The sequence below is a fragment of the Pseudomonas sp. B14(2022) genome (assembly GCF_012030485.1).
Taxonomy (GTDB): Bacteria; Pseudomonadota; Gammaproteobacteria; order Pseudomonadales; family Pseudomonadaceae; genus Aquipseudomonas.
This window is the reverse complement of sequence record NZ_JAAUVM010000016.1, coordinates 88,620-104,528: the sequence shown is the minus strand read 5'-3', so window position 1 is coordinate 104,528 and position 15,909 is coordinate 88,620. Positions and strand designations below refer to the sequence as shown.

The window sequence follows — 15,909 nt, the reverse complement described above, 5'->3', positions numbered from 1 at the left end:
GAGACCTGCCATGACCACCGTCCGCACGCGCATCGCGCCATCGCCTACTGGGGATCCCCACGTCGGCACTGCCTACATCGCCTTGTTCAACTACTGCTTTGCCAAGCAGCACGGCGGTGAATTCATCCTGCGGATCGAAGACACCGATCAACTGCGCTCCACCCGCGAGTCGGAACAGCAGATTTTCGATGCTTTGCGCTGGTTGGGCATCACCTGGGCCGAAGGCCCGGACGTCGGCGGTCCGCACGGCCCGTATCGCCAGAGCGAGCGCAGCGACATCTACAAGCAGTACACCCAGCAACTGGTCGACATGGGCCATGCGTTCCCATGCTTCTGCACCGCTGAAGAACTCGACCAGATGCGCGCCGAGCAACAGGCCCGTGGCGAAACCCCGCGCTACGATGGCCGCGCGTTGCTGCTGTCGAAAGAGGAAGTGGCTGCCCGCCTGGCCGCCGGTGAACCTCACGTTATCCGCATGAAAGTGCCGAGCGAAGGCGTGTGCGTGGTGCCGGACATGCTGCGCGGTGATGTCGAGATCCCGTGGGACCGCATGGACATGCAGGTGTTGATGAAGACCGATGGCCTGCCGACGTACTTCCTGGCCAACGTGGTCGACGACCACCTGATGGGCATCACCCACGTGCTGCGCGGCGAAGAGTGGCTGCCGTCGGCGCCGAAACTGATCCTGCTTTACGAGTACTTCGGTTGGGAACAGCCGCAGCTGTGCTACATGCCACTGCTGCGTAACCCGGACAAGAGCAAGCTGTCCAAGCGCAAGAACCCCACATCGGTGACGTTCTACGAGCGCATGGGCTTCATGCCGGAAGCGATGCTCAACTACCTGGGCCGCATGGGCTGGTCGATGCCGGACGAGCGCGAGAAGTTCTCGCTGCAGGAAATGGTCGACAACTTCGACCTGTCCCGCGTATCGCTGGGCGGGCCTATCTTCGATATCGAGAAACTGTCGTGGCTCAATGGCCAGTGGCTGCGTGATCTGCCGGTGGAAGAATTCGCCAGCCGCGTGCAGCAATGGGCGCTGAACCCTGAATACATGATGAAGATCGCGCCGTTGGTGCAGGGCAGGGTGGAGACGTTCAGCCAGGTCGCACCGTTGGCCAGCTTCTTCTTTGCCGGTGGCGTGAACCCGGATGCCAAGTTGTTCGAATCCAAGAAGCTCTCGGCTGACCAGGTTCGCCAACTGATGCAGTTGATCCTGTGGAAGCTGGAAAGCCTGCGCCAGTGGGAGAAGGATGCGATCACCGCGACGATCCAGGCGGTAGTTGAATCCCTGGAGCTGAAATTGCGCGATGCCATGCCGCTGATGTTTGCTGCGATCACCGGGCAGGCCAGTTCGGTCTCTGTGCTGGATGCGATGGAAATTCTTGGCCCGGACCTGACGCGTTTCCGCCTGCGCCAAGCCCTTGATTTGCTTGGTGGTGTATCGAAGAAAGAAAACAAAGAGTGGGAAAAGCTGTTGGGCGCTATCGCTTAAACAGTCCGTTGCAGCGACGAAACCCAGGTTTTCCGGGGTTTCGTCGGTAAGTGATTGTTATCCCGGCAAAAAACTTTGGAAAATGTTGAAAATAAATTTGACACGTTTCCAAACCGCCATTAAGATTCGCCCCGTCCTCACCGATGAGGGGCTATAGCTCAGCTGGGAGAGCGCTTGCATGGCATGCAAGAGGTCAACGGTTCGATCCCGTTTAGCTCCACCAATTTACAGGTTCAAGGTCTGGCCACACCGTCCTTGAGTCGATCAGCTCTCAGCGCTGATCAGGTGTACAGAAGGTTTTGTCCCCTTCGTCTAGTGGCCTAGGACACCGCCCTTTCACGGCGGTAACAGGGGTTCGAGTCCCCTAGGGGACGCCAGTTTCAACAAGCAGTTCGAAAGGTCTGCTGCGCCGCGAGGCGAAAAATCCGGGGCTATAGCTCAGCTGGGAGAGCGCTTGCATGGCATGCAAGAGGTCAACGGTTCGATCCCGTTTAGCTCCACCAATTTACAGGTTCAAGGTCCGGCCACACCGTCCTTGAATCAGATCAGTTCTCAGCACTGATCAGATGTATAGAAGGTTTGTGTCCCCTTCGTCTAGTGGCCTAGGACACCGCCCTTTCACGGCGGTAACAGGGGTTCGAGTCCCCTAGGGGACGCCACGATTACCCGCTTTGCGGGATTTTTAAGGGTCATTCAATTATTGAATGGCCCTTTTGTTTGTCTGGCGTTTGGCCAATTCTCTCTTCCATTCCCTTTTTTGTGCTGACCAGTGGTCATGTCTGTCGCTTGCTAAATATTATTATGGTAATAATATTTAACTCAGGAAAGTCGGAGGCAACGATGAGCGATAAAAAAGCGCAAACCCGCGAACGTATTCTGCAAGCCGCCAGCGCCGCGTTGATCCAGCGTGGTCCAGCCGAGCCTAGCGTGGGTGAAGTCATGGGCGCGGCGGGGCTGACCGTCGGTGGTTTTTACGCGCACTTTGAAAGCAAGGACGCCTTGATGCTGGAGGCCTTCACCCAGCTGTTGGCGCGCCGTCGTGCCGCTATCGACGATATGGACGCACAACTGACGGGAGAAGAGCGCAGAGGCCTGGTGGCGGCATTTTATCTGTCGCGCAAGCATCGCGATTCAACGGTTCAAGCATGCCCGATCCCAGCTACCGTGGGCGAGATGGCGCGGCTGCCGGACGCCTTTCGCGAAGTGCTGAACGAGCATTTGGAACTGATGGTTGCCCAGCTCGCCGCCAGTCCTGAAGACACCGACAAAGCCTTGGCTGATATGGCGTTGATGATCGGTGGACTGGCCTTGGCGCGTGCCCTGGGGCCGGGCGAGCTGTCGGACCGAGTGTTACGTGCGGCCAAGTCGGCTGTGCGCTAAAAGAGGGTGCGAGGATGGGCGCGTTAACCTGGCTTCGTCGCTTCAACGGCACCGTGGGACACCTGGCACCGCAAACCGTGGCCAATAAGATGCGGCGTGTCTTCATGACGCCACGCGACCTGCCGCCGCGTGACTGGGAACTGCCGCTGCTGGCGCAATCGGAACGCATTACCTTGCGTTTCGGCCTGTCCGCCCTGCGCTGGGGTCAAGGCCCTGCGGTGTTGTTGATGCACGGCTGGGAAGGTCGTCCAACCCAGTTCGCCAGCTTGATCACCGCGTTGATAGACAACGGATACTCCGTGATTGCCCTGGACGGCCCCGCCCATGGTCGTTCGCCGGGACGGGAGGCTCACGTGCTGCTGTTCGCCCGGGCCATGCTGGAGGCGGCTGCCGAACTGCCGCCGCTGCACGCTGTGATCGGCCATTCCATGGGCGGTGCCAGTGCGATGCTGGCAGTGCAGTTGGGGCTGCGTACCGAGGCGTTGGTGAGCATCGCCGCCCCGTCACGCTTCCTGGATGTGCTGCGCGGCTTTACCCATATGGTCGGTTTACCGGCGCGTGCACGCTCGGCATTTATCCAGGGGGTGGAGTTGACCTTCGGAATGCCGCTCAAACACCTGGATGTGGCCCATTACCAGATGAATATCCCTGGCCTGATCGTGCACGCCGAAGACGATACCTTCGTTCCGGTCAAGGCGTCTCAAGCCATCCACGAAGCCTGGTTCGACAGCCGCCTGCTGCGCCTGGAGCAGGGCGGGCACCAGAAAGTGCTGGCCGATCCCCGGGTGATCGAGGGCGTGCTGGCGTTGTTGGCGGGGCGCCGTCTACAGGACCGGCAAACCGCCTGATACACTGCCCCCCGCCGACATCAATCGACTGGAGCAAGGCATGGGCTGGGATTTGGCAACGCCGTTTATCATCGATCTGCAGGTCGCGCCTGAAGACATCGACGGCCTGGGGCACGCCAATAACGCGGTGTACGTGTCCTGGCTGGAGCGCTGCGCCTGGCGCCACTCCCAGCGCCTGGGGCTGGACCTCACCGAATACCGCCGCCTGGACCGTGCCATGGCGGTGGTGCGCCATGAAATCGATTACCTGGCGGCAGGCTACGAAGGCGACGAGCTGCAGTTGGCCACGTGGATCGTCGATTGGGATCAGCGCCTGAAGATGACCCGCCGTTTCCAGTTGGTACGCCCGCGTGATGGTGCGACCTTGCTGCGGGCGCACACCACCTTTGTCTGCATCGAATTGTCCACCGGCAAGCCCAAGCGCATGCCGGCCGAGTTTCTCGACGGTTATGGCCCCGCCCTGACAGGGGGTTAACGGTTGCCGCGGGAAACCCAGTAAACTGCGCCACGATTTTTGTTGAGTGTTTTCCATGCAAATTGCTTTGGCGCCCATGGAGGGGTTGGTCGACAACATCCTGCGGGACGTGTTGACCCGCGTGGGCGGTATCGACTGGTGCGTGACCGAGTTCATCCGCGTCAACGACCGCCTGCTCACCCCGGCGTATTTCCACAAGCTCGCCCCGGAACTGCTGCACGGCGCCCATACCGCAGCCGGTGTGCCGTTGCGCGTGCAATTGCTCGGTTCCGACCCGGTGTGCCTGGCGGAAAACGCCGCGTTGGCCTGCGAGCTGGGCTCCGAAGTCATCGACCTGAACTTCGGCTGCCCGGCCAAGACCGTCAATAAATCCCGTGGCGGTGCGGTGCTGCTCAAGGAGCCGGAGCTGCTCAATCGGATCGTCGAACACGTGCGTCGTGCCGTGCCTGCCCATATCCCGGTCACCGCCAAGATGCGCCTGGGCTTCGACAGCCCGGATGGCGCGCTGGTGTGTGCCACGGCACTGGCCGAAGGTGGTGCGGCGCATATCGTGGTGCATGCGCGTACCAAGACCGATGGCTACAAACCGCCAGCCCACTGGGAGTGGATTCCGCGTGTACAGGATGTGGTCAAGGTGCCGGTGTTCGCCAATGGCGATATCTGGAGCGTAGAAGACTGGCGGCGCTGTCGGGAGATCAGTGGTGTCGAAGACATCATGCTCGGTCGTGGCTTGGTGGCGCGCCCAGACCTGGCCCGGCAAATCGCCGCCGCACGTGCAGGTGGAGAGGTGGTGGAAATGACCTGGGCTCAACTGCAGCCTATGCTTCAGGGCTTCTGGACCCAGTGCGTGGCGCAGTTGACTGATCGTCAGGCGCCTGGTCGCTTGAAGCAGTGGCTGGCGATGCTAACGCGCAATTACCCGGAAGCGGTGGAACTGTTTACCGCTCTGCGCCGGGAAACCGAATTGGACCACGTCAGTCGTTTATTAGGGATGAGTCCTTTGGGCGCGGCCTGACACTGGAAACTGTCTGCCTGTATTTCAAGCGAATGCTCCTTATCGAAAGATACGGAGCATTTTGCATTTTAAGGTATTTAAACGTTACTACTGAATCACTCTGTAAGTTCCTGTCATTTTTTTAGCGGGGCGGGCTGGTCGTGCTGATGGTATTCCTGTGCGCGTGAACTAGCACAAACATTGATTTAATGGGGCGGCTAATGATTTCGCTTAATGACATGCGCGGCGGTTTATTAGTGCTTGTGTCTACCGGCAATGCGCGCATGCGGGTTGAATCGCGGCTTTCTGGGGATAGCGATGAGGCAAAGTCCGAAAGTTTGGTTTCCTTTCCTTATGTGAACCGCGATTTCTGGAACTTGATGGCGTCAGATTCCACGAATGAAGGGACTGAGATGCAACACTGTTGTTTTCGGCCTCCATAAATCCTGTCGCTGTCCTATGTGCTCATGCTCATGGCGGCGCTGACTAAGGAATATTGATAATGTCTTTCTCGATTGATAGTTCGCCTTTTGTGAAGTTTGATGCAACACCCAATGATTCGCAGGTACCAGTACTTTCTAAAACGGGGGGCTCACCCGGTACCGCCACTAATGATTCAAAAGTTATTCCGCCCACTATTCAGCAAGACCTCTCCCGAGGTTCGCAGGGCGAGATGATGATTAGCGCAGGGGCGCTGTCTAAGTTGTTTGACATGCTTGAACAAGTTTTCAGGGCCATGCGGGAAATGGTAACGGGGAAAAATATAACTCCTGACCTGAAGACCAGCTCTGATACGTCGGCCAAGGTTAACTCGGGTACAGACCCTCAGAAAAAAAACAGCACGGACTCAAGCCCGTTGCCGAAGGTGGCGCCGAACGCCGCGGATCAGGCGAAAGTGCAGCCAGACGCCAGCCCGTTGCCGAAAGTGGCGCCGAACGCCGCGAATCAGCCGAAAGTGCAGCCAGACGCCAGCCTGTTGCCGAAAGTGGTGCCGAACGCCGCGGATCAGCCGAAAGTTCAGCCAGACGCCAACCCGTTGCCGAAGGTGGCGCCGAACGCCGCGGATCAGCCGAAAGTTCAGCCAGGCGTAAACCCGTTACCCAAGACCGCGCCAAATGGGGACGATCAGATGAAGGTCAAGATCAAAACGGATGATGGCGTGTTTCAGGTGATACCGCCTAAACCGACCCCTCGTTATCTGCCTCCAGTTCCCCAACCTGGCATCCACGTCACCAACGATGCGAATGCGCAGGTGAAGGTGGAAGTCAATGTCGGCCATTGCCACTGTCCAGATACCAGGGCCGAGCACGACAAAGGCAGGCAAACCACGGTGACACCGCAGCCCAAGCCTGACGCTACGCCGCAAACCACGGTAACGCCGCAGCCCAAGCCCGACGCTACGCCGCAAACCACGGTGACGCCGCAGCCCAAGCCCGACGCTACGCCGCAAACCACGGTAACGCCGCAACCCAAGCCCGACGCTACACCGCAAACCACGGTGAAACCGCAGCCCAAGCCCGACGCTACGCCGCCAACCACGGTAACGCCGCAGCCCAAGCCCGAGGCTACGCCGCAAACCACGGTAAAACCGCAGCCCAAGCCCGACGTTACGCCGCAAACCACGGTGAAACCGCAGCCCAAGCTCGAGGACACACCGCAGCCGCCGGTTAACCCAGTCGTGCCAAAGCCTGCACCTGATGTGACTAGCCCGGGCCCAGCCGAATCTCACGCAGATATCAAAGGTTGGAGCTTTATCAATCGTCGCCGCGCAAGGACCTGATGCCTGGCGTCGTATTTCGACCTCTTCGATAAAAACAGCGTTCTCCGGACGTAATCTTCGGAGAATCGCTAAGAATGTAGAGAGACAATCATGTCATGCTACCCAATTAATAATATTGCTCGCACAGTGGATGTGCGTCAGGTGTTGCATAGGGAGTTACCGACCGCTATCAATGAAACTGTGCTGCCTTCCAAGCCGGAAAGTGCTGGCTTTAGAGCAGGCTCCGTATCTACGCCTGTAAGTGTTCGGCCAAATAGCGTTGCGATAGGAGATCACTTAGCTCCGATTGCAAACTTGATCACGTTGTTCAACTCATTAGTCACTCAATTGATTAACCTGGTCTCGGTTAAACCGGATAAGAGTGATCGCGATGTTGCGCCGAAACCGGAAGTCACCCCTCCATTTGTACCTGCACCGATACCTGCACCGATACCTGCACCAATACCTGCACCGGAACCGAGACGAAATGTCCCGGCCCATATTCCGAACTTGTCCGATAAGCGTAATGGCGCCAAGCCCGACAATATCTGGAGTGGCTTCCGCCAAGGGCCGGATGGTAACTGTGTCACGGTATCGGCCATCAAGGCGGCGATGTACAAGTTTGGCCAAAGCCCCACGGATATTTATAAGGAGGTACTTAGAGTCGGCGATGGCTATCGGATAACGATGCGCGATGACTATGTCCTTACCCTGAGCGACCAGGAGTTGCGAATAGGCGCGGCCGGTTCGAAATTCATCGGCCCTGATAAAGGCATGCTCAAGGATGCGCAATTCCTGTTCGCCGTGAGTGCCAAGCGCGCACAACTGGAAAATAACGACGGCCGGGCTCGCCGCAGTTTTCAGGCTGGCGTGAGCAGCTTGAACGATGGTGAGGATGAGCGTGGCCCCGGTGAAGGCTTCGAGCGCTTGGGTTTGAGAAAATACATGAGGACGGTCAGCGTGCGAGACCTCGCCAACGGTCAGTTGGGCATGTGTAACCGATCCCTTCATTCAGTGGCTGTGATCAATGGTCGCGAGGAGTTATACGGGCGACCAGGTGGCGCGCCGACACACGGGCAGGCCATCGCACTGGTTTGAGCGGCGCGTACTTGTTTCCTGGTCAAGGGATGCAGCCAGGGTTTCTGGCTGCATATTTTCCAGCAGTCCTGCTTTAGGAGCAGATCCATGAACGCTTCTGTTGATGGCCGTGGCACCGGCATGGCGATTCGCTTGCCTGAGCACCTTTCAAGTATGTCCAGCATGAAGCCCGGCGCGAAAGGGGATGACCCTGTGAGTGCACTTCATGGCGCCGAGCGTCGATTCGGCGAAAACGTTGACTGCAGTACTCACGTGGCCGTTATCAAAATGATGATGATGACCCTCGGCTCGCGTCCCACCGATGTTTTCAACGAAGTAACCCCTGTGGGTGAAGGATATGCCGTCACCATGAAGGATCAACACAGGGTGTATGTGTCCCAGGCAGAGCTTGAGCGGGTCACACAGGCTTCAGGGGTCACGGGGCCGGACCCTGACGTGGTCAGGCATGCCAACTTCATGTTGGCGGCCTTTATAAAGCGCAAGCAAAAGTCGGGTGGTTACTCGACGTTTGAGGCGGCCCTTGCAAAGAGCCTTGAGGGCGAGACAAGCAAGCGTTGTCTGGAGGGAATGGGCGTGTACGGGCTGTCGCGGTGGGTGGCCGCCCGCGACTTGGCTGACAGGAATTCGGCCTGGGTGCGTCAAACCCATGACTTTGGCGCTGAGCTCGTGGTGGGCGGAGCCAATCACAACCACGGCGAAGGCTACGGGTATGTGCTGTTTGATGATCGTCAGACGCCACCGCAGCGTGACGGGGTGCTGGCTCAAGTGTCGGAAAGCATCCGGCATGCCGATATCTGGGGCGGTTTTTATCAAGGGGTGGAGGGCAATTGTGTGACGGTGTCGGCGATCAAGGCGGCCATCACCCGTTTCCCCGAAGGCATCTACACAGCCATCCACAGAACGCCGACCGGCTGCGAAGTGAGCATGCGCGATGGCTTCCGGCTGCGCTTGACCCATGAGGAGCTGAGGCAGGCAACCGCTGCGTCGAACTTCTATGGCAGCGACCCGGTACTGCTGGACTATGCCAATTTCCTCTACGCCTGCAGCGCCAAGCGGGCGCAGTTGGAGAACAACGATTTCCGGGCGGGGAGAAGCTTTGCGGTGGCCCTGGAAACCCTCAACGATGGCGAATACCCAGGCGAGGCGCTCCAGCGCCTGGGCCTATTCGGTTACATCCGTAACAGCACTATCGAGGAGTTGGTCAACGGTGCAATCGGTACGATTGCAGACGGTTGGCATTCTGTGGCGGTTATCGGTGGGGCGCTGGACCTGTATGGGCAAAAGTACAACTTGAACGCGTCGTCCTGGAAGAGCAGAGCGCTCACCGCGTTAAAGCTGGTGTAAGGACTAGCCCAACAACCGCCGAAACCCCTCGATCGGCAGCGGTCGACTGTGCAAATACCCCTGGAACAAATGGCACCCCAGTTTTTGCAGGAACGCGAGTTGTTCCGGGGTTTCCACGCCTTCGGCGATCACCGCCAGGTTCAGGCTGCGGGCCATGGCCACGATGGCGCGGATGATTTCGGCGTCGTTGGGGTCATGGGTCGCGTCGCGTACAAAGGACTGGTCGATCTTCAGCGCATCCACCGGCAGGCGCTTGAGGTATGTCAGCGATGAGTAACCGGTACCGAAGTCATCCATGGCAAAACTGACGCCGAGCTTTTTCAGGCGGCGCATCTTGGCCACGGTGTCGTCCAGGTTTTGAATCACGATGCCTTCGGTGATTTCCAGTTTCAGCAGGTTGCAGGGCAGTTGATGCCGCTTGAGGCTGCGCTCCACCCGTTCCACAAAGTCGTTCTGGCGAAACTGCCGGGGGCTGATGTTCACGCACAAGCTGAAATTCAGCGGGTCCACCAAACCGTCAGCAATAAGTTGTGCAAAGGCGGCGCAGGCCTCGTCGAGGATCCAGGTACCCACTTCGAGGATCAGGCCGCTGTCTTCCAGGACCTTGATAAATTCGGACGGCGACTGCGCGCCCAGTTGCGGATGTTGCCAACGCACCAGGGCCTCGGCGCCGACGATCTTGTTGCCTCGCGCATCCACCTGGGGTTGGTAATGCACGCTGAACTCGCCGCGTGACAGGGCCAGTCGCAGGTCGGTTTCCATGCGCAGGCGCTCGCTGGCAGCTTTTTGCATGCTGTTGTGGAACATCTGCGTGGTATTGCGCCCCGAATCCTTGGCTCGGTACAGGGCGATGTCCGCGCGCTTGAGCAGGTCCGCCGGGGTCGTGCCATGGTCAGGAATCAACGCCACGCCGATGCTCGGGGTGACCTGCAGGCGATGGCCGTCGAGGAACATCGGCTCCGAAAGCAGTTCGCGCAGGGTATCGGCCAGTTCCTGCACCTGGGCGCTGACTTGCGTGCGCGTGCCGTCCAGGCCGCTGAGCAGTACCACGAACTCATCGCCGCCCAGGCGTGCCACCGTGTCCTCCAGGCGCACACTGGCCTCCAGGCGCGCGGTGACGATTTTCAAAACAGTGTCGCCCACCGGGTGGCCGAGGGAGTCGTTGATGTGCTTGAAATGGTCGAGGTCAAGAAACAGCAACGCGCCGCGCAGGTTATGGCGCTTGAGCAAGGCAATCTGCTGGCTCAGTCGATCCATCAGCAGTGCACGGTTAGGCAGGTTGGTCAGCGGGTCGTGATACGCCAGGTGACGGATCTGCGCCTGGGCGTTTTTCAGCAGGCTCACGTCCCGTGCGGTCAGCAGCAGGCACGGGGTTTCATTGAGGGTGATCGGCTCGACCGACACTTCAACCGCCAATACGTCGCCGCGCTTGTTGTGCCAGAGCATTTCCAGGTGAGGGATACGCCCCTTGATCTGTAATTCGGCCAACAAGGCCGCACGCTGGTTTTCATCGGCCCAGATGCCGATCTGGTACAGCGTCAGGCCGATGGCTTCTTCGGCGCGATAGCCGGTGAGGCGGCAGAAGCCGTCGTTGACCTCGACATAACGGCCGGTATCGCGTTCGGTGATGGAGATGGCGTCGGGGCTGGAATGGAAGGCCTTGGCGAACTTCTCTTCGCTGGCCTTCAGCGCGGCCTCAGAGCGTTGTTGCTGGGTGATGTCGCGCAACGTGGTGACGATGCACGGCTGGTCGCCCACCTTGATCAAGCGGCTGGAAATCATGCAGGTCAGGGGGTGGCCGTTCTTGTGATGCACCACGACGGCTACATTGCTCAGTGTCTGATCGCGAATGACCTGTTCGATACGTTGCAGGCGTTTGCTTGATTCGTCCCACAGGCCAATCTGCTCGGCGCTCTTGTCGATCACCTCGGCCGCTGTCCAGCCAAAGGTCTGGGTAAAGGCGGGGTTGATCTCGATGAACGCGCCGCTGTCCAGGCCGGTGACGCAGATGGGATCAGGGCTGGCCTGGAACAGGCTGGCGAATTTTTCTTCCGAGGCGGTCAGGCGTTGTTCGCGCTCCACTTGGTCGGTGATGTCCAGCAGGGTGCCGGCCATGCGCAACGGCGCCCCTTGTTCGCCGCGGTAGAGGCGGGCGCGGCTTTCCAGGTAGCGCGAGCTGCCGTCTTCCAGTTGTACGCGGTAAGTCAGTTGATAATTGCCGGCCGGGCCTTCGCGCAGGGTGCGATAAGCGTTGCGCATGTTCTCGCGCTCTTGCTTGGGCATGCCCTCGAAAAAAGCTTCGAACGATTCATGGAAGGATTCGGGCGGCAGGCCGTGCAGTTGCGCGGCGCGGGCCGAACCGTAGAGCATACCGGTGGGAATATGCCAGTCCCAGGTGCCCAGTTGCGCCGAGTCCAGGGCCAGGTCCAGGCGCTCCTGGCTGTCCTTCAGGGCGCTTTCGGCGTTTTTGCGCTCGGTGGTGTCGAGAAAGGTGCTGATCAAGTAGGCCTCTCCCTCCAGCTCGACCTTTTGTGCACTGAGGGTGCCATCGTGGATCTGGCCGTTGCTGGCGCAGAACTGCACTTCCATGGTGATGGGTTCGCCTTTGCGCTGGGTGGCCTGGACCAGCTGCGCGCGTTGTTCGGGGTGGCACCACAGGCCCAGGTCCAGGGTGGTGCGGCCAATGGCATCAGCCACCGGCCAGCCGAAGAGCATCTCGAAATACTGGTTGGCTTCGCTGATCAGGCCGTCGCGCTGACGGGTCAACAACACCATATTCGGGCACAGGTGAAACAGCGTGGCGAAGCGTTTTTCGGAATGGCTGAGGGCGTGCTCCCGCTCGCGTTGGCGAGTGGTCTCGCGGATCACGCCGATCATGCGGCGCCGGCCGGCCTTGTCCGGTGCCAGGCTGCCATTGATTTCCAGCCAGTGATGCGTACCGTCCGGCCATTGAATTCGATGGTGCATGGCCTGCTCGAACGGCTCGCCGGCCAGCACTGCATGAAAGGCGCGTACCACCTGGGATCGATCCGACGGCGCCAGCAGGTCGAGGTAATCCAGGTCCTTGGGCAGCGGTTGGCGTGGGTCGAAGCCGAACAGCGCCTGGGTGCCCCGTGACCAGCTGATACGGCCCGTGTCGATTTCCCAGCACCACGCGCCCAGCCGGGCAGCATTCAGGGCTGCCAGCAGTTGCGGGGCACTGTCCCAGCTTTGTTCCGCCTGTTGAGGGTCCAGGGCGTAAATGCGGGGCAGGGGAGGTAGAGGGTCGACAGGGTTGCGCATTATCAAAGGGCCTTGGCTCAATGGGCAAACAGCGCGGTTTTATTCACAACCTGGGGCCGCACAGCGTCATACCGGTATCACTGGCAGATCCACCTGTGCATCCAACAGGCTCATGAACGCCCGCGCAGCGTTCGACAGCGTCCTTTCGGTGTGCACGATATAGCCTAGCTGGCGACTGAGTTGTATGCCCGGCAAAGCGATACTCGCCACCTGATCGTCCAGCATGGTGCGCGGCAAGACGCTCCAGGCCAGGCCGATCGAGACCATCATCTTGATGGTTTCCAGATAGTTAGTGCTCATCGCGATGTTCGGCGTAAGGCCCTGGGCCTCGAACAGTCGGCTGACAATATGGTGGGTAAAGGTATTACCGCCAGGGAAAACCGCCGGGTGGCCGGCAATATCGGCCAGGCTGACGTCGCGGTTGCCGGTGAGGCTGTGCTCCGGCGCCACCACGAAATCCAGCGGGTCGTCCCACACCGGGGTGGCGCGTACCAGGTGATGGGGGGCGGGCGCCAGGGTGATCACTGCCACTTCGGCCCGGCCGTGGAGGATTTCTTCGTAGGCCACTTCCGAATCGAGAAACTGAATATCCAAGGCCACGTTCGGGTATTCCCGGGTGAAGGTACGCAGGATCGGTGGCAAACGATGCAGGCCGATATGGTGGCTGGTGGCTAAAGTGAGGCGGCCGCTGACTTCTCCGGTGAGATTGGTGAGGGCGCGGCGGGTGTCGTCCAGCACGTTAAGGATCTGATAAGCGCGCGGCAGCAGGGCCCGACCGGCTTCGGTCAAGCCGACTTCACGGCCCAGGCGATCAAACAGTCGCACCTTCAATTGCTGTTCCAGGCCGGCGATGCGCTTGCTGATGGCCGGTTGGGTCAGGTACAGGCGTTCACCGGCGCCGGAGAAACTGCCGGTCTCGGCGATGGCAATAAAGGCATTGAGGTTGGCCAGGTCCATGGTGGTATTCCAGTTGGTAATCCAAAGCATAAAAAATATGAATTTGAGTTATTTAATGTAGCGCCATACCATCAGCCTCACAAGCCAAAGGGTTATTGAAAAGCCCGGCGCATAGAAATACCGCTGATGAGGACCGACTGATGGCCGGCAAAACGCTTTACGACAAGCTTTGGGATTCCCATGAAGTGAAACGGCGCGACGATGGCTCGTCGCTGATCTATATCGACCGTCACATCATCCATGAAGTGACCTCGCCACAAGCGTTCGAAGGCCTGCGGCTGGCCGGGCGCAAGCCTTGGCGCGTCGACTCGATCATCGCCACCCCGGACCACAACGTGCCGACCACTCCGGAGCGCAAGGGCGGGATCGACGCCATTGTAGACACCGTGTCGCGTTTGCAGGTCCAGACTCTCGACGACTACTGCGACGAATATGGCATCACTGAGTTCAAGATGAATGACGTGCGTCAAGGCATCGTGCATGTCATCGGCCCGGAGCAGGGCGCCACCTTGCCGGGCATGACCGTCGTCTGCGGCGACTCCCACACCTCCACCCACGGCGCGTTCGGCGCCCTGGCCCACGGCATCGGCACCTCGGAGGTGGAGCATGTGTTCGCCACCCAGTGCCTGGTCGCCAAGAAAATGAAGAACATGCTGGTGCGCGTCGAAGGCCAATTGCCGTTTGGCGTGACCGCCAAGGACATCGTGCTCGCCGTGATCGGCAAGATCGGCACCGCCGGCGGTAACGGCCATGCCATCGAGTTCGCCGGCAGTGCCATTCGCGACCTGTCCATCGAAGGCCGCATGACCATCTGCAACATGTCCATCGAGGCCGGTGCCCGCGTGGGCATGGTGGCGGCGGACGAGAAAACCGTTGAATACGTCAAAGGCCGTCCTTTCGCCCCGGCGGGCGCCGATTGGGACGCCGCGGTTGAAGCTTGGAAAGACCTGGTGTCCGACGCCGATGCGGTGTTTGACACCGTGGTTGAACTCGACGCTGCCCAGATCAAGCCGCAAGTCAGCTGGGGCACTTCGCCGGAAATGGTTCTGGCCGTCGACCAGAACGTGCCGGACCCGGCGCAGGAAGCCGACCTGGTCAAGCGCGGTTCCATCGAGCGCGCCTTGAAGTACATGGGCTTGAAAGCCAACCAGGCGATCACCGACATCCAGTTGGATCGCGTGTTTATCGGTTCCTGCACCAACTCGCGGATCGAAGACCTGCGCGCTGCGGCGGTGATCGCCAAAGGCCGCAAAGTTGCCTCGACCATCAAGCAGGCCATTGTGGTCCCGGGCTCAGGCCTGGTTAAAGCCCAGGCTGAAGCCGAAGGCCTGGACAAGATCTTCCTCGAAGCCGGTTTTGAATGGCGTGAGCCGGGCTGCTCAATGTGCCTGGCGATGAACCCGGACCGCCTGGAGTCGGGCGAGCATTGCGCGTCGACCTCCAACCGTAACTTCGAGGGGCGTCAGGGCGCCGGTGGCCGTACCCACCTGGTGAGCCCGGCCATGGCCGCCGCCGCTGCCGTCAACGGTCGTTTCATCGACGTTCGCGAATTGATCTGAGGAAAACCCGATGAGAGCTTTTACCCAACACACCGGTTTGGTCGCGCCGTTGGACCGTGCCAACGTCGACACCGACCAGATCATCCCCAAGCAGTTCCTGAAGTCGATCAAGCGCACCGGTTTCGGCCCCAACCTGTTCGACGAGTGGCGCTACCTGGACGTGGGCTACGCCTACCAGGACAACTCCAAGCGCCCGCTGAACAAGGACTTTGTGCTCAACGCCGAGCGCTACCAAGGCGCCAGCGTGTTGCTGGCCCGGGAAAACTTCGGTTGCGGTTCCAGCCGCGAGCACGCGCCGTGGGCCCTGGAAGAATATGGCTTTCGCAGCATCATCGCGCCGAGCTATGCCGACATCTTCTTTAACAACAGCTTCAAGAACGGCCTGTTGCCGATCATCTTGAGCGATGCGGAAGTGGATGAGCTGTTCAAGGCGGTGGAAGCCGATGTGGGTTACCAACTGACCATCGACCTGGCCGCGCAAACCGTGACCCGTCCGGACGGCAAGGTGTATCACTTTGAAGTGGACGCCTTCCGCAAGCACTGCCTGATCAACGGCCTGGACGATATCGGCCTGACCTTGCAGGACGGCGATGCGATTGCCGCGTTTGAAGCCAGGCACCGGGCGAGCCAGCCCTGGTTGTTTCGTGACGCCTAAATTGATGTAGGCAGGACCGCCGCTATCGGGGGCAAGCCCCCTCTCACAGGGGGAACGCATTCCAAA

General features: G+C 59.7%; 12 protein-coding genes and 4 tRNA genes. 14 read left to right on the top strand and 2 right to left on the bottom strand.

What is annotated here, in order from left to right; all coding sequences use genetic code 11:
- Window positions 1-10: 10 nt before the first annotated feature.
- From gltX to HCF10_RS21630, 12 genes are all read left to right on the top strand, one after another.
- Window positions 11-1,492 (top strand): glutamate--tRNA ligase, encoded by a 1,482-nt coding sequence (gene gltX / locus HCF10_RS21685; protein WP_046068947.1) that lies wholly within the window; start codon window positions 11-13, stop codon window positions 1,490-1,492.
- Window positions 1,493-1,639: 147 nt separating this feature from the next.
- Window positions 1,640-1,715: transfer RNA gene (locus HCF10_RS21680), tRNA-Ala, on the top strand.
- Between the two features lie 78 nt (window positions 1,716-1,793).
- Window positions 1,794-1,869 (top strand) — tRNA-Glu (locus HCF10_RS21675).
- A 50-nt stretch (window positions 1,870-1,919) separates the two neighbouring features.
- A tRNA-Ala gene (locus tag HCF10_RS21670) sits at window positions 1,920-1,995 on the top strand.
- 80 nt (window positions 1,996-2,075) lie between these two features.
- A tRNA-Glu gene (locus tag HCF10_RS21665) sits at window positions 2,076-2,151 on the top strand.
- Window positions 2,152-2,332: 181 nt separating this feature from the next.
- Window positions 2,333-2,872: a TetR/AcrR family transcriptional regulator gene (locus HCF10_RS21660; protein WP_167656366.1), complete on the top strand. Its 540-nt coding sequence runs from the start codon at window positions 2,333-2,335 to the stop codon at window positions 2,870-2,872.
- A 14-nt stretch (window positions 2,873-2,886) separates the two neighbouring features.
- The gene (locus HCF10_RS21655) at window positions 2,887-3,720 is read left to right on the top strand and encodes an alpha/beta hydrolase (protein ID WP_131699740.1); all 834 of its coding nucleotides are present in this window, start codon (window positions 2,887-2,889) and stop codon (window positions 3,718-3,720) included.
- A 40-nt stretch (window positions 3,721-3,760) separates the two neighbouring features.
- The gene (locus HCF10_RS21650) at window positions 3,761-4,195 is read left to right on the top strand and encodes an acyl-CoA thioesterase (RefSeq protein WP_042571801.1); all 435 of its coding nucleotides are present in this window, start codon (window positions 3,761-3,763) and stop codon (window positions 4,193-4,195) included.
- Window positions 4,196-4,250: 55 nt separating this feature from the next.
- Window positions 4,251-5,210: a tRNA dihydrouridine synthase gene (locus tag HCF10_RS21645; RefSeq protein WP_131699739.1), complete on the top strand. Its 960-nt coding sequence runs from the start codon at window positions 4,251-4,253 to the stop codon at window positions 5,208-5,210.
- Window positions 5,211-5,691: 481 nt separating this feature from the next.
- Window positions 5,692-6,969: a hypothetical protein gene (locus HCF10_RS21640; protein WP_167656365.1), complete on the top strand. Its 1,278-nt coding sequence runs from the start codon at window positions 5,692-5,694 to the stop codon at window positions 6,967-6,969.
- A gap of 294 nt (window positions 6,970-7,263) precedes the next feature.
- Window positions 7,264-8,046, top strand: coding sequence for a hypothetical protein (locus HCF10_RS21635; RefSeq protein ID WP_443200916.1), 783 nt, complete (start codon window positions 7,264-7,266; stop codon window positions 8,044-8,046).
- Between the two features lie 87 nt (window positions 8,047-8,133).
- The gene (locus HCF10_RS21630; RefSeq protein ID WP_167656363.1) at window positions 8,134-9,390 is read left to right on the top strand and encodes a hypothetical protein; all 1,257 of its coding nucleotides are present in this window, start codon (window positions 8,134-8,136) and stop codon (window positions 9,388-9,390) included.
- 3 nt (window positions 9,391-9,393) lie between these two features.
- Here the strand turns inward: HCF10_RS21630 and HCF10_RS21625 are convergent, their stop codons facing one another.
- The gene (locus tag HCF10_RS21625; protein ID WP_167656362.1) at window positions 9,394-12,672 is read right to left on the bottom strand and encodes an EAL domain-containing protein; all 3,279 of its coding nucleotides are present in this window, start codon (window positions 12,670-12,672) and stop codon (window positions 9,394-9,396) included.
- Window positions 12,673-12,738: 66 nt separating this feature from the next.
- Complete coding sequence (locus HCF10_RS21620) at window positions 12,739-13,629, bottom strand: LysR family transcriptional regulator (RefSeq protein WP_131700512.1); 891 nt, start codon at window positions 13,627-13,629, stop codon at window positions 12,739-12,741.
- Window positions 13,630-13,769: 140 nt separating this feature from the next.
- On the opposite strand from HCF10_RS21620, the gene leuC reads away from it, so the two are divergent.
- Window positions 13,770-15,188: a 3-isopropylmalate dehydratase large subunit gene (leuC, locus tag HCF10_RS21615; RefSeq protein ID WP_090406677.1), complete on the top strand. Its 1,419-nt coding sequence runs from the start codon at window positions 13,770-13,772 to the stop codon at window positions 15,186-15,188.
- A gap of 10 nt (window positions 15,189-15,198) precedes the next feature.
- Entirely contained in the window at window positions 15,199-15,843 is a 645-nt protein-coding gene (gene leuD, locus HCF10_RS21610) for a 3-isopropylmalate dehydratase small subunit (RefSeq protein WP_090406674.1), read from the top strand.
- The last annotated feature ends 66 nt before the right edge of the window (window positions 15,844-15,909 follow it).

Coding starts and splice junctions, on each gene's coding strand:
- leuD (WP_090406674.1), top strand. CDS start 15,199: ATGAGAGCTTTTACCCAACACACCGGTTTGGTCGCGCCGTTGGACCGT.
- HCF10_RS21625 (WP_167656362.1), bottom strand. CDS start 12,672: ATGCGCAACCCTGTCGACCCTCTACCTCCCCTGCCCCGCATTTACGCC.
- HCF10_RS21640 (WP_167656365.1), top strand. CDS start 5,692: ATGTCTTTCTCGATTGATAGTTCGCCTTTTGTGAAGTTTGATGCAACA.
- HCF10_RS21655 (WP_131699740.1), top strand. CDS start 2,887: ATGGGCGCGTTAACCTGGCTTCGTCGCTTCAACGGCACCGTGGGACAC.
- leuC (WP_090406677.1), top strand. CDS start 13,770: ATGGCCGGCAAAACGCTTTACGACAAGCTTTGGGATTCCCATGAAGTG.
- HCF10_RS21630 (WP_167656363.1), top strand. CDS start 8,134: ATGAACGCTTCTGTTGATGGCCGTGGCACCGGCATGGCGATTCGCTTG.
- gltX (WP_046068947.1), top strand. CDS start 11: ATGACCACCGTCCGCACGCGCATCGCGCCATCGCCTACTGGGGATCCC.
- HCF10_RS21660 (WP_167656366.1), top strand. CDS start 2,333: ATGAGCGATAAAAAAGCGCAAACCCGCGAACGTATTCTGCAAGCCGCC.
- HCF10_RS21645 (WP_131699739.1), top strand. CDS start 4,251: ATGCAAATTGCTTTGGCGCCCATGGAGGGGTTGGTCGACAACATCCTG.
- HCF10_RS21620 (WP_131700512.1), bottom strand. CDS start 13,629: ATGGACCTGGCCAACCTCAATGCCTTTATTGCCATCGCCGAGACCGGC.
- HCF10_RS21650 (WP_042571801.1), top strand. CDS start 3,761: ATGGGCTGGGATTTGGCAACGCCGTTTATCATCGATCTGCAGGTCGCG.